Raw genomic sequence first — 12,567 nt, 5'->3', positions numbered from 1 at the left:
AGTCCGATTGTCCTTAGTTATGAACCACAATATTTTCCTGTGAAGGATCAACATGCTGCATTTGTATTTTCTCCGTTGCGATGCGCTCAACCCGGCTATGATCGCCCAAAGCATTCTCTTCCAGGATCAGGTTGCGCCATTCGATGTCCAGCGCGTCACGCTCCAGCACCAGCTGCTCGCGCTGGGCGGTGAGGAGCCGCGTTTTATGCGCGGTGGTCACCACCATCAGGGCAGAAACCAATACCGCGATAAAAACCAGTACCGGGATCTTACCGTGGCGTATCAGATCTCCGCCAATAACCCCCGGCAGGCTATGACGCTCGTTACCGATCACGAGGCGGTACGCTCCGCGATGCGCAGTACTGAACTGCGTGCGCGTGGGTTATCCGCCACTTCGCTTTCTCCCGGCATCATTTTCCCCAGCGCCTTGAGTTGACGCCCGCCCAGGCTGCTAAGCTGCGCTTCGGTCATCGGCAGACCGTGAGGTATTTGCGGCCCGCGGCTTTGTTCGCGCATAAAGCGCTTCACGATGCGGTCTTCCAGCGAATGGAAACTAATAATGGAAAGGCGACCACCGGCGGTTAGCGCGCTTAGCGCACCTTTAAGCGCCTGTTCAATTTCTTCCAGTTCGCTATTCACCCAGATGCGGATCGCCTGGAAGCTGCGCGTTGCCGGGTGTTTAAATTTGTCTTTGACCGGGGTTGCGGCGTAGATAACATCAGCCAGCTCTTTAGTGCGCGTCATCGGCTGCTCGCGATTGCGCTCGACGATGGCACGAGCGATGCGCTTGGCGAAACGCTCTTCGCCAAAGGTCTTCAGCACAAAAGCAATATCGCTTTCTTCGGCTTTCAACAGCCATTCAGCCGCCGACTGGCCGCGCGTAGGGTCCATACGCATATCCAGGGGCCCGTCGCGCATAAAGGAGAAACCGCGTTCGGCGTCATCCAGCTGCGGAGAGGAAACGCCAAGATCCAGCAAAATGCCGTCAATTTTCCCCTTCAGCCCGCGTTCTTCGGCATACTCTGCCAGCGCGGAAAACGGGCCATGGATAATGGTGAAACGAGGATCGGTAATTTCAGCGGCGGCGGCAATGGCCTGCGGATCGCGGTCAATCGCGTACAGGCGGCCGTGCTCGCCAAGTTGAGAAAGGATTAGGCGCGAGTGTCCCCCGCGCCCAAAGGTGCCATCAATATAGATGCCGTCAGACTTGATATTGAGACCGTTGACCGCCTCATCTAACAGCACCGTGGTATGTTTAAAAGTATCGTGCATAGTTATAAAGACAAATCCTGTAACCGCTCAGACAAAGGCTGCTTTGAAGACCGCTCTTCGTCTATATCTTCCCTGACCTGTTGATACCAGGTCTGTTCATCCCACAGTTCAAATTTGTTGAACTGCCCAACCAGCATCACTTGTTTACTCAGGCTCGCCTGTTGACGAAGCGTATTCGCCAGCAGGATCCGGCCTGCATTATCCATCTGGCATTCACTGGCATGCCCCAGCAGCAGGCGTTGTACGCGGCGCTCGGCAGGGTTCATGCTGGAAAGGCGAGATAGTTTTTGTTCAATGATTTCCCATTCAGGCAGGGGGTAAAGCAGCAGGCAAGGTTGGTGGAGGTCAATGGTGCAGACCATTTGCCCCTGAGATCCCTCGTTCAGCATTTCGCGATAGCGCGTTGGCACGGCAAGCCGGCCTTTGCTGTCGAGATTGACTAACGTTGCTCCACGGAACATGCCAGCCTGACTCCTCCACCCAATTTCACCACTTTACTCCACATTTTCCCACTAAAAGAGTTTACGGAGCAGAGGAAAACATTGTCAAGCCGCAGTATCGGCCGATTCGCAATATTTCTGCACACAATAAAATGCGTGCGGGTTAAAAACGGCGCGTAATAATGCGATATAAAAAATAAGCTGATGAATACTGACAGGAATTTTTCTCATGTTGCATAAGTGCTCAAAAATATATCGTTTTTATCCCGGCAAAACACAGGCTGCCCGCTTTGTAACATAAATTGTATTTTAAGCAAGTTCCTATCTGCGTGTAGCGCAGGTCTGGCAGGATATAAATAAGCGGGTGGTTTTATAATTAGATGCTGCGGGGGTATTTTTACTTTAATTTACGCTGGCGGGTCGATTATAAAAACTGAATCATTATCTGCTGCCGTTAACACCGGGGAATAGCCGTCAAATAGAAACGTCACAGGCAGCTTTCGCTGCCATATGAAATCAGTTTGTTTGGCGATTTAATCGACCGCGCCGGTAAAGATTACGGCGAATACGCGTCAGGCCCACTTTAGGTTTGCGCGGTTCATCAAGGCTGGCCAAAACCAACTCAAGCACGCGCTCCGCGACATCGCGGTGCTTCTGTCCGACCGACAACACCGGGCACTCAAGGAAATCAAGCAGTTCATGATCGCCAAAGGTCGCAATCGCCAGGTCTTGCGGCAAACGCCCTTCGCGTTGCAACGTCACATCCATCACGCCCTGCAGCAGCCCAAAGGAGGTGGTAAACAGCGCCTCCGGCATATCGTGGGTCTCGAGATAATTTTCGAACAGGGTCGCTGCCGCGCTGCGCTCAAAGCTGTTGGCATAAATAAAGTCCGGCTGACGTTCATCGCCTTCCCAGCCCTCGCGGAAGCCCAGCTCACGCAGAAAACTGACGGACAGTTCCGGCAGCGCGCCGACAAACAATACGGATTTCGCCGACAGCTTGCGCAGTTCTGCGGCCAGCGCCTGCGCATCTTCCTGGTCCGCGCCGACAACGCTGGTAAAATGTTCGCGATCCAGCGCACGATCCAACGCGATAATCGGCAGCGGATCGTTAATCCAGCGCTGATAGAAAGGATGTTCAGGCGGTAATGACGTGGAAACGATAATGGCATCAACCTGACGTTGCAGCAGATGTTCCACGCAGCGCATTTCGTTATCGGGCTGGTCTTCCGAACAGGCAATCAGTAATTGATAGCCGCGCTGACGCGCCTGACGTTCAAGATAGTTAGCAATCCGCGTATAGCTGGTATTCTCCAGGTCGGGAATAACCAGTCCTATCGAACGCGTGCGCCCAGCGCGCAATCCGGCCGCAACGGCATTAGGGTGGTAATTATGTTCGCGCACTACCGCCATCACTTTCTCGACGGTTTTATCGCTGACGCGATACTGCCTGGCCTTGCCATTGATAACATAGCTGGCAGTGGTACGCGAAACCCCTGCAAGGCGCGCAATTTCATCCAGTTTCACAATAACCCCATACTTTTCTATGGATTAGATTTCGTAACATATAACCGCAGAAAAGTGTGGCGAGCAACTGCTTTTGTTCAGCAACCCCGGCCTGATAACAAAAATAAAAAAACCCGGCATTACGCCGGGTTAGCTCATATTCTTGACAATCAACTTAGGCAATCAACGCATAATGCGATCGCCGCGAGCTACGCCAACGATACCAGATCGCGCCACTTCAACGATTTCCGCCACGTCACGAACCGTACCGAGGAAAGCGTCCAGCTTGTCGCTGGTGCCTGCCAGCTGAACCGTGTAAAGCGATGGCGTGACGTCGACGATCTGCCCACGGAAGATATCCGCGCTACGTTTCACCTCTTCACGGCCATAACCCGTGGCCTGAATCTTCACCAGCATGATTTCGCGCTCGACGAAATCACCCTGCCCGAGTTCGCTGACGCGCAGTACATCAACCAGCTTATGCAGCTGCTTTTCGATCTGCTCGATCACCTTCTCATCACCGACGGTCTGAATGGTCATGCGTGACAGCGTGGGATCGTCAGTGGGAGCCACCGTCAGGCTTTCAATGTTGTAGCCGCGCTGGGAAAACAGCCCCACCACGCGGGATAATGCGCCGGATTCGTTTTCCAGCAGAACCGATAATACGCGACGCATAGTTAAGTCCTCTCCGTTTTGCTCAGCCACATTTCATCCATACCGCCACCGCGAATATGCATCGGGTAGACGTGCTCGCTGTCATCCACGTTAATGTCGACAAACACCAGGCGATTTTTCGCCAGCTGTTCCAGCGCCTGCTCTAGTTTCGCTTCCAGTTCGTCGGGGCGAGTCACGGAAATGCCCACATGGCCGTAAGCCTCTGCCAGCCGTACAAAGTCAGGCAGTGATTCCATATAAGATTGTGAGTGGCGACCGGAGTAAATCATATCCTGCCACTGCTTCACCATGCCCAGCACGCGGTTATTGAGGTTCAGCACCAGCACCGGAATGCCGTATTGCAACGCGGTCGACAGTTCCTGAATATTCATCTGGATACTGCCGTCACCCGTCACGCACACCACCGTTTCATCAGGCAGGGCCAGTTTAACCCCGAGGGCCGCCGGCAGGCCAAAGCCCATCGTGCCGAGACCGCCAGAGTTGATCCAGCGGCGCGGTTTATCAAACTGATAGTAGAGGGCCGCGAACATCTGATGTTGTCCGACGTCGGAAGTCACATAGGCATCGCCTTTCGTCAGGCGGCAAATGGTTTCGATAACCGCCTGCGGTTTGATCTTGTCACTGGTGCGGTCAAACTCCAGGCAGTGACGGGAGCGCCACCGTTCAATGCTCTGCCACCAGTCGCGCAGCGCGTCAAAATCCTGCCGGGCGGGATCCTGCCCCAGCAGCTCCAGCATCTGTTGCAGAACCTGTTTGGCATCGCCGACGATCGGCACATCGGCGGCGATGGTTTTTGAAATTGACGTTGGGTCAATATCAATATGCAGCACGGTGGCATTCGGGCAATACTTTGCCAGATTATTGGTAGTACGGTCGTCAAAACGCACGCCAACGGCAAAGATAACGTCGGAGTGATGCATCGTCATGTTGGCTTCGTAAGTGCCGTGCATGCCCAGCATGCCTAAGCATTGATGGTGCGTGCCGGGAAACGCCCCCAGCCCCATCAGCGATGTGGTCACCGGCACGTTCAGCGTTTCCGCCAGCTGGCGCAGCTCATCATGGCAGGCAGCATTGATCACTCCGCCCCCGGCATAAATCACCGGATTTTTCGCAGCCAGTAAGGTCTGTAGCGCACGCTTGATTTGGCCTTTATGTCCCTGCGTCGTCGGGTTGTAAGAGCGCATGCTGACCTCATCAGGCCAGACGTACGGCAGCTTATTCGCCGGGTTCATCATATCCTTTGGCAGATCGACGACGACCGGCCCCGGACGGCCGCTGGCGGCGAGCCAGAACGCCTTTTTCATCACGGTCGGGATATCTTCTGCCCGCTTAACCATAAAGCTGTGTTTAACCACCGGGCGGGAGATCCCCACCATGTCGCACTCCTGGAAGGCATCATAGCCAATCAGAGAGGACATCACCTGGCCGGACAGCACCACCATAGGAATCGAATCCATATACGCCGTGGCGATACCGGTAATCGCGTTGGTGGCACCGGGCCCGGAGGTAACCAGCACCACGCCGACATCGCCGGTAGCGCGGGCATAGCCATCGGCCATATGCACCGCGCCCTGCTCGTGGCGCACCAGGATATGGTCCACGCCGCCAACGGTTTGCAGGGCGTCATAAATATCGAGGACCGCTCCGCCGGGATAGCCGAATACATGTTTTACGCCCTGATCGATTAACGATCGGACTACCATCTCGGCTCCTGATAACATCTCCATTTTTGCCTCCAGGCTCTAAGGTGCTGACTTATCTGACGCGAAAAACGTTCATACGCTTTTCGTCGGCGGCAGACAGGATCAAAACCTGTTTTATGCTTAGATATTGGAACTCACTTTCCAACATCAGGGTACAGGGCTAAGCCCCATTATTGAGGTTATGGCAAACACCATAACCGTAGAAAAGTTGGCAGGCAAACGGCAACCCCGGCCATGAGGACGAAAAAGAGTATTAAGGCTCTGCCTCCTGCCCCCTGTCAGCGGCGATAACACTGAAAACAAAGCAATATAAAAGCGAAATATACTGCTGCTCCATCATTTTTCAGCGCGATCGTTTTGTTATTAAAACCAAGCTACGGCAAAAGGATGGTCAGCCATTCTAACCATTCATTATTTTTGGTTTTATCTGCTAACTTTCAAACAAAAAATAAAATTTTCATCCTGAAGACAGGTCACGCACCTTGCCTAAAGACTTCATGAAAATATAAATATACCACCTAAAAACAATGACATAGAAAAAATTAACCGAAAGATAAATGAGATAATCGGCTTTTGGCATTCACTTTCCGCCTGGCATTTTGGCTATTATTCTGCTGCCTGTCCTGTCACCAGAATAAATTTCTTGCGCGTTTACCCGCAGCACATTCATTGTGCGGGCATTTAGGTTGACAGCCCCAACCTTTATCGGGTATCAATATTGCCACATTGAATTAATGAGGTCTGAACCAATGATTCGTTTCAACCGCCTACTCGGCCTACTACTTAACGCATTCCTAATGCGCGGTAGGCTTGTGGGCGGAATCAATCACTGATTCAGACTTGCAAAACTAAGAAACCCGCGCCGATGCGCGGGTTTTTTTATGCTCGCGGAAACAGGCGACATACAGACGACAAGGAACCACCCAATGAGCCAACAAGTCATTATTTTCGATACCACTCTGCGCGACGGTGAGCAGGCATTGCAGGCCAGCCTGAGTGTGAAAGAAAAGCTGCAGATTGCCCTGGCGCTGGAACGTATGGGGGTCGATGTGATGGAGGTCGGCTTCCCGGTCTCGTCCCCTGGCGATTTTGAATCGGTACAAACCATTGCCCGCCAGATCAAGAACAGCCGGGTGTGTGGCCTGGCGCGCTGTGTGGAAAAAGACATCGACGCCGCTTATGAAGCGCTGCGCGTGGCGGATGCTTATCGCATTCACACCTTCCTGGCGACCTCACCAATGCATATCGCCACCAAACTGCGCAGCACCCTGCCGGAAGTGATTGAACGCGCCGTGAAAATGATCAGGCGCGCACGTAATTATACCGATGATGTGGAATTCTCTTGCGAAGACGGCGGTCGTACCCCGATTGATGACCTGTGTCGCGTGGTCGAAGCCGCGATTAATGCCGGTGCTACCACCATTAATATCCCGGATACCGTGGGTTATACCTTACCTTACGAGTACGCCAACATCTTCAGCGCGCTGCGTGCGCGCGTGCCGAATATCGATAAGGCGATCCTGTCGGTGCATACCCACGACGACCTGGGCATGGCCGTGGGTAATGCCCTCGCCGCGGTCAATGCCGGGGCACGTCAGATCGAAGGGGCAATGAACGGACTGGGTGAACGTGCCGGCAACTGCGCGTTGGAAGAGACCATTATGGCAATCAAAACCCGTGGTCAGCTGATGAACGTGCATACCCGCATCAATCACCAGGAAATTTACCGCACCTGCCAGACCGTCAGCAAAATCTGCAATATGCCGATCCCGGCGCATAAAGCCATTATCGGTTCAAACGCCTTCGCCCACTCTTCCGGCATTCACCAGGATGGCGTGCTGAAAAACCGCGAAAACTACGAAATTCTGACCCCGGAATCGATCGGCCTGAAACAGGTGCAGTTGAATCTTACCTCACGATCCGGCCGCGCCGCGGTGAAACACCGCATGGAAGAGATGGGTTACGGCGAAACCGAATACAACATGGACAGGCTGTACGATGCGTTCAAGGCGCTGGCCGATAAAAAAGGCCAGGTGTTTGATTATGACCTTGAGGCACTGGCCTTTATCAATCAGCAGTCGGAAGAGCCGGAATACTTCAGGCTGGATACGTTCAACGTGCAGTCAGGCTCCAGCGTGATTGCCACCGCCACCGTGCAGCTGCGCTGCGGCGATGAACAGAAAACCGAGGCCGCTACCGGTAACGGTCCGGTTGATGCCGTTTATCAGGCAATTAACCGTTTGACTGAATTCGATGCCGAACTGGTCAGTTATCAGCTGACCGCCAAAGGTCACGGCAAGGATGCGCTGGGCCAGGTCGATATCGTGGTGCAATACAACGGGCGCAAGTTCCATGGCGTGGGCCTGGCGACCGATATCGTCGAGTCCTCGGCAAAAGCGATGGTCAACGCGCTGAACACCATCTGGCGCGCCCGTCAGGTTGAGCAGGAATTGCAGCGCAAGTCCCAGGTAAAAGATCAGAAGGAAACCGTATAACATGTCCAGCACTTACCATATTGCAGTATTACCCGGTGACGGCATCGGCCCGGAAGTGATGGCCCAGGCCAGCAAGGTGCTCGACGCAATCCGCCAGCGTTTCGATCTGCGTATCACCACCAGCGAATATGACGTGGGCGGTGCGGCTATCGACCGTCACGGCGTGCCGCTGCCGGACAGTACGGTGAAAGGCTGTGAGCAGGCCGACGCCATTCTGTTTGGCTCGGTCGGCGGGCCAAAATGGGAGCATCTGCCCCCGGCAGAACAGCCGGAGCGCGGCGCGCTGCTGCCGCTGCGTAAACACTTTAAGCTGTTCAGCAACCTGCGTCCGGCCAGCCTGTATCAGGGGCTGGAAGACTTCTGCCCGCTGCGCAGGGATATAGCCGATCGCGGCTTCGATATTCTGGTGGTGCGCGAACTGACCGGCGGCATCTACTTTGGCCAGCCGAAGGGGCGCGAAGGCAGCGGAATGCACGAGCGCGCCTTCGATACCGAGGTTTATCACCGTTTTGAAATCGAGCGCATTGCGCGTATCGCCTTTGAGTCGGCGCGTAAACGCCGCCACAAAGTCACCTCGATTGATAAAGCCAACGTGCTGCAATCCTCCATTCTGTGGCGCGAAATCGTCGGTGAAGTGGCACAGGACTACCCGGACGTTGAGCTGCACCATATGTATATCGACAATGCCACCATGCAGCTGATCAAGGCGCCGTCACAGTTCGACGTCATGCTGTGCTCTAACCTGTTCGGCGATATCCTGTCGGACGAATGCGCGATGATCACCGGCTCAATGGGCATGTTGCCTTCGGCCAGCCTTAACGAGCAGGGCTTTGGCCTGTTTGAACCGGCCGGCGGCTCCGCGCCGGATATCGCCGGTAAAAACATCGCCAACCCGGTGGCGCAAATTCTGTCGCTGGCGCTGCTGCTGCGCTACAGCCTGAACGCGGCCGACGCCGCCGATGCCATCGAGCAGGCGATCAACCGCGCGCTGGAAGAAGGCTATCGTACCGGTGACCTGGCCGGTAACGGCAAGGCCATCGGCACAGATGAAATGGGCAGCGTGATCGCCCGATTTATTCGCGAAGCATAATACGATGAAAACACTGTACGAGAAGCTGTTTGATGCGCATGTCGTGCATGAGGCCAGCGGCGAAACCCCGCTGATCTATATTGACCGCCACCTGGTGCATGAGGTGACGTCCGCACAGGCCTTTGACGGCCTGCGCGCTCATAATCGTCCGCTGCGCCAGCCGTCAAAAACCTTCGCCACGATGGATCACAACGTGTCTACCCAGTCACGGGATATCAATGCCAGCGGTGAGATGGCGCGTATCCAGATGTCGCTGCTGATGAAAAACTGCGAGGCCTTCGGCGTACAGCTGTTTGATCTCAGTCATCAGTTCCAGGGGATCGTGCACGTGATGGGCCCGGAGCAGGGGCTGTCGCTGCCCGGCATGACCATCGTCTGCGGTGATTCCCATACCTCGACCCACGGCGCGCTCGGCGCGCTGGCGTTTGGTATCGGCACCTCGGAAGTGGAACACGTGCTGGCCACCCAGACGCTGAAGCAGTCACGCGCCAAAACCATGAAGATTGAAGTACAGGGCCATACCGCGCCGGGGATCACCGCGAAAGATATCGCGCTGGCGATTATTGGTAAAACCGGCAGCGGTGGCGGTAACGGTCACGTTGTCGAGTTCTGTGGGGCGGCGGTGGCAGCGTTAAGCATGGAGGGCCGTATGACGCTGTGCAATATGGCGATCGAGCTGGGCGCTAAGGCGGGGTTAATTGCCCCGGACGACACCACGTTCAGCTACGTGAAAGGCCGCCGCTATGCCCCAAAAGAGGCAGAGTGGCAGCAGGCGGTCGATTACTGGCGCACATTGCGCAGCGACGAGGGCGCGCACTTTGATAAGGTGGTAACGATCGACGCTGCCACCATTGCCCCGCAGGTGACCTGGGGCACCAACCCCGGACAGGTGATCGCCGTCAGCGACCCGATCCCCGACCCGGCCTCCTTCAGCGATCCGGTGGAGCGTGCCTCGGCGGAAAAAGCGCTGGCCTATATGGATCTCAAGCCCGGTATTCGCCTGACCGATGTCGCCATCGACAAGGTGTTTATCGGCTCCTGCACCAACTCGCGCATTGAAGATCTGCGCGCGGCGGCGGCGATAGTGAAAGGGCATAAAATTGCCCAGGGCGTGCAGGGCTACGTGGTACCCGGCTCCGGCCCGGTCAAAGCCCAGGCGGAAGCGGAAGGGCTGGACCGCATCTTTATTGATGCCGGATTTGAATGGCGTCTGCCGGGCTGTTCGATGTGCCTGGCGATGAACAACGACCGCCTCCAGCCCGGCGAGCGCTGCGCGTCGACCAGCAACCGTAACTTTGAAGGCCGCCAGGGGCGTGGCGGGCGTACTCACCTGGTCAGCCCGGCAATGGCGGCGGCGGCGGCGGTAGCCGGTCACTTTGCCGATATCCGCGAGCTAGCGTAAGGGATCATCATGGCTAAAAAATTCACTCAACATCGCGGTATCGTGCTGCCGCTGGATGCCGCCAACGTCGATACCGATGCGATTATCCCGAAGCAGTTTTTGCAGATGGTGACGCGCACCGGTTTTGGTCGCAACCTGTTTTACGACTGGCGCTATCTTGATGCCGAAGGGCAGCTTGCTAACCCGGATTTCGTGCTGAATAAACCCGAGTTCAGCGGTGCCAGCATTATGCTGACGCGTGAGAACTTTGGCTGCGGCTCATCGCGGGAACATGCCCCCTGGGCGCTGACCGACTACGGCATTCAGGCTATTATCGGATCCGGTTTTGCCGATATCTTTGCCAATAACGCGTTTAATAATCAGCTGTTGCTGGTGACGTTAAGCGAGCAGCAGGTCGATGAGCTGTTTCAGCAGGTTGCCGCTCAACCGGGGATAGGCTTCACCGTCGATCTGGAAAGCCAGCAGGTTCAGGCAGGCGATAACATTTACCCGTTCGCCATCGACCCTTTCCGCCGTCACTGCCTGCTGAATGGCCTGGACGCGATTGGCCTGACCCTGCAGCACGATGCCGATATCAGCGCCTGGGAGCGGCAACAGCCCTCATTTTTGCGCTGACCACCCATCGGTGCGTGCAGATTGCTGCACGCACCGATACCTTTTGTCTGTCGGCTATGGGCACGACTGCGGTTTTATCTTCCGCGACTCTCTGACCTGCCAGGATAAAGCGAACGAAACCAGCGCCAGCAGCAATGCCAGCCAGTACACCGCGTGGTGGCCGAAGGTCTGCGCCATTGCGCCCTGTAGCACCCCGGCCAGGATCACCCCGGTGGAAATACTGTTGGTAAACAGCGTGGTGGCAGAACCCGGACGCCCCGGCATCAGATCCTGAAACCAGATCATCCCAATCCCGGCAATAATGCCGATAAACACCGCATTTAGCAGCTGAAGCAGCATCAATGCAGTTCGCCCATGCAAAAACACCAATCCGAGATAAAACAACGCGCCGCAGCCGACGGCCAGCAGCATCATCGGGCGTTTACCGAAGCGTTTTACGTAACGGCCTGCCAGCAGCATCACCGGAATTTCCAGCCCGGCAGCGATACCCATCAGCAGGCCGGCCAGCTTATCGGGCAGTCCGAGCACGCTGCTGATGTACAGCGGCATATCGATCACATACATGGTGTTGCAGGTCCACATAAATACCGACGCGACAAACAGCATGCGCATATCGCGGTCCTTCCAGCCGCTGATATCGGTGAGCGGCACCGCAGCGCTGGTCTGCGCGCGCGGCACCGACGGCAGCGTGAACCAGATCAGCGCCACGCAGATTAAAAACAGCACGGCAGCCACCAGGAACATGGCGGTAAAGCCATAGTTAAGCGCGATGGCAAACGACAGCGGCGGGCCGATAACCCATGCCAGCGACAGCTGCGCGCGCATTACCGAACTGAACATCACCGCCTCACGCGCCGAGCTGTCGGCATACTCGCGCGCCAGTGCGAAAATCTGCGGCATCGCCACGCTGGCAATCGACGAGAGCACCACGCCGGCCATAACCAGCGTCAGGTAGTGGCGGTTAAAGGCAAACAGCACGGCGTTGGCAATCGCAATGACGCAGCAGAACAGGATCAGCATGCGCCGATCGCCCTGATTATCCGAGCGCTTTGCCAGCATCAGGCTGACGATAATCCCCGCCACCGCGTTCAGCGTGTAAAACAGCCCAACCCAAAAAGGCTGTACGCCAACCTCGCGGCTGAGAAACAGGCTAAGCGTCGGGGCCTGCAATGCGCCCGCGATACCGACCATAAAAGAAACCGCCATAAAAGCCAGATAGACAGGGTGTAGACGGCGACGACGGCTTAAAAACGCTTTCATGACGATGGCCTCAACGGACTGAAGTGCTAAACCCGCAGCTTATAAGAAAAATAACGAAAAAAGCCAGCGGCTCGCATGCCCGCTGGCTGGTGAAAAGCACCATACTCAG

Annotated in this window: 12 protein-coding genes; 5 read left to right on the top strand and 7 right to left on the bottom strand. The window is 55.7% G+C overall.

Annotated elements, in window-relative coordinates:
• Window positions 1-13 precede the first annotated feature (13 nt).
• The 6 genes from ftsL to ilvI all read right to left on the bottom strand — a co-directional run bounded on the left by ftsL (window position 14) and on the right by ilvI (window position 5,620).
• Window positions 14-334, bottom strand: a complete 321-nt coding sequence (gene ftsL, locus ETA_RS04840) for a cell division protein FtsL (RefSeq protein WP_012440496.1) — start codon at window positions 332-334, stop codon at window positions 14-16.
• On the bottom strand, window positions 331-1,272 hold the full coding sequence (rsmH, locus tag ETA_RS04835) for a 16S rRNA (cytosine(1402)-N(4))-methyltransferase RsmH (protein ID WP_012440495.1): 942 nt from the start codon (window positions 1,270-1,272) through the stop codon (window positions 331-333). The genes ftsL and rsmH overlap by 4 nt, the downstream gene beginning before the upstream one ends.
• Window positions 1,273-1,274: 2 nt before the next feature.
• Window positions 1,275-1,733 carry a division/cell wall cluster transcriptional repressor MraZ gene (gene mraZ / locus ETA_RS04830; protein ID WP_012440494.1) on the bottom strand — a complete coding sequence of 153 codons (459 nt, stop codon included), beginning with the start codon at window positions 1,731-1,733 and terminating at the stop codon, window positions 1,275-1,277.
• Window positions 1,734-2,228: 495 nt separating this feature from the next.
• Window positions 2,229-3,239 (bottom strand): catabolite repressor/activator, encoded by a 1,011-nt coding sequence (gene cra / locus ETA_RS04825; protein ID WP_012440493.1) that lies wholly within the window; start codon window positions 3,237-3,239, stop codon window positions 2,229-2,231.
• Window positions 3,240-3,401: 162 nt separating this feature from the next.
• The gene (gene ilvN / locus ETA_RS04820) at window positions 3,402-3,893 is read right to left on the bottom strand and encodes an acetolactate synthase small subunit (RefSeq protein WP_012440492.1); all 492 of its coding nucleotides are present in this window, start codon (window positions 3,891-3,893) and stop codon (window positions 3,402-3,404) included.
• 2 nt (window positions 3,894-3,895) lie between these two features.
• Window positions 3,896-5,620, bottom strand: a complete 1,725-nt coding sequence (gene ilvI / locus ETA_RS04815; RefSeq protein ID WP_012440491.1) for an acetolactate synthase 3 large subunit — start codon at window positions 5,618-5,620, stop codon at window positions 3,896-3,898.
• 710 nt (window positions 5,621-6,330) lie between these two features.
• On the opposite strand from ilvI, the gene leuL reads away from it, so the two are divergent.
• The 5 genes from leuL (at window position 6,331) to leuD (ending at window position 11,198) form a co-directional block, all read left to right on the top strand.
• Complete coding sequence (gene leuL, locus ETA_RS20675) at window positions 6,331-6,429, top strand: leu operon leader peptide (protein WP_407919830.1); 99 nt, start codon at window positions 6,331-6,333, stop codon at window positions 6,427-6,429.
• Between the two features lie 93 nt (window positions 6,430-6,522).
• Window positions 6,523-8,091 carry a 2-isopropylmalate synthase gene (gene leuA / locus ETA_RS04810; protein WP_012440490.1) on the top strand — a complete coding sequence of 523 codons (1,569 nt, stop codon included), beginning with the start codon at window positions 6,523-6,525 and terminating at the stop codon, window positions 8,089-8,091.
• A gap of 1 nt (window position 8,092) precedes the next feature.
• The gene (leuB, locus tag ETA_RS04805; protein WP_012440489.1) at window positions 8,093-9,181 is read left to right on the top strand and encodes a 3-isopropylmalate dehydrogenase; all 1,089 of its coding nucleotides are present in this window, start codon (window positions 8,093-8,095) and stop codon (window positions 9,179-9,181) included.
• A gap of 4 nt (window positions 9,182-9,185) precedes the next feature.
• The gene (leuC, locus tag ETA_RS04800) at window positions 9,186-10,583 is read left to right on the top strand and encodes a 3-isopropylmalate dehydratase large subunit (protein ID WP_012440488.1); all 1,398 of its coding nucleotides are present in this window, start codon (window positions 9,186-9,188) and stop codon (window positions 10,581-10,583) included.
• Between the two features lie 9 nt (window positions 10,584-10,592).
• Window positions 10,593-11,198: a 3-isopropylmalate dehydratase small subunit gene (leuD, locus tag ETA_RS04795; RefSeq protein WP_012440487.1), complete on the top strand. Its 606-nt coding sequence runs from the start codon at window positions 10,593-10,595 to the stop codon at window positions 11,196-11,198.
• Window positions 11,199-11,252: 54 nt separating this feature from the next.
• On the opposite strand, the gene ETA_RS04790 is transcribed toward leuD, so the two are convergent.
• A complete protein-coding gene (locus ETA_RS04790) occupies window positions 11,253-12,458 on the bottom strand; it encodes a sugar efflux transporter (RefSeq protein WP_012440486.1) in 1,206 nt (401 codons plus the stop codon).
• Between the last annotated feature and the right edge of the window lie 109 nt (window positions 12,459-12,567).

Origin of the sequence: Erwinia tasmaniensis Et1/99 (assembly GCF_000026185.1) — a bacterium.
Taxonomy (GTDB): Bacteria; Pseudomonadota; Gammaproteobacteria; order Enterobacterales; family Enterobacteriaceae; genus Erwinia; species Erwinia tasmaniensis.
Note: the sequence above shows the minus strand (reverse complement) of the source record. Positions and strands in the feature narration are given on the sequence as shown.

Bases quoted from the DNA above. Each gene is read 5' to 3' on its own strand.
- ETA_RS04790 (WP_012440486.1), bottom strand. From the start codon at position 12,458: ATGAAAGCGTTTTTAAGCCGTCGTCGCCGTCTACACCCTGTCTATCTG.
- leuL (WP_407919830.1), top strand. From the start codon at position 6,331: ATGAGGTCTGAACCAATGATTCGTTTCAACCGCCTACTCGGCCTACTA.
- mraZ (WP_012440494.1), bottom strand. From the start codon at position 1,733: ATGTTCCGTGGAGCAACGTTAGTCAATCTCGACAGCAAAGGCCGGCTT.
- ilvI (WP_012440491.1), bottom strand. From the start codon at position 5,620: ATGGAGATGTTATCAGGAGCCGAGATGGTAGTCCGATCGTTAATCGAT.
- leuC (WP_012440488.1), top strand. From the start codon at position 9,186: ATGAAAACACTGTACGAGAAGCTGTTTGATGCGCATGTCGTGCATGAG.
- leuB (WP_012440489.1), top strand. From the start codon at position 8,093: ATGTCCAGCACTTACCATATTGCAGTATTACCCGGTGACGGCATCGGC.
- leuA (WP_012440490.1), top strand. From the start codon at position 6,523: ATGAGCCAACAAGTCATTATTTTCGATACCACTCTGCGCGACGGTGAG.
- ilvN (WP_012440492.1), bottom strand. From the start codon at position 3,893: ATGCGTCGCGTATTATCGGTTCTGCTGGAAAACGAATCCGGCGCATTA.
- leuD (WP_012440487.1), top strand. From the start codon at position 10,593: ATGGCTAAAAAATTCACTCAACATCGCGGTATCGTGCTGCCGCTGGAT.
- rsmH (WP_012440495.1), bottom strand. From the start codon at position 1,272: ATGCACGATACTTTTAAACATACCACGGTGCTGTTAGATGAGGCGGTC.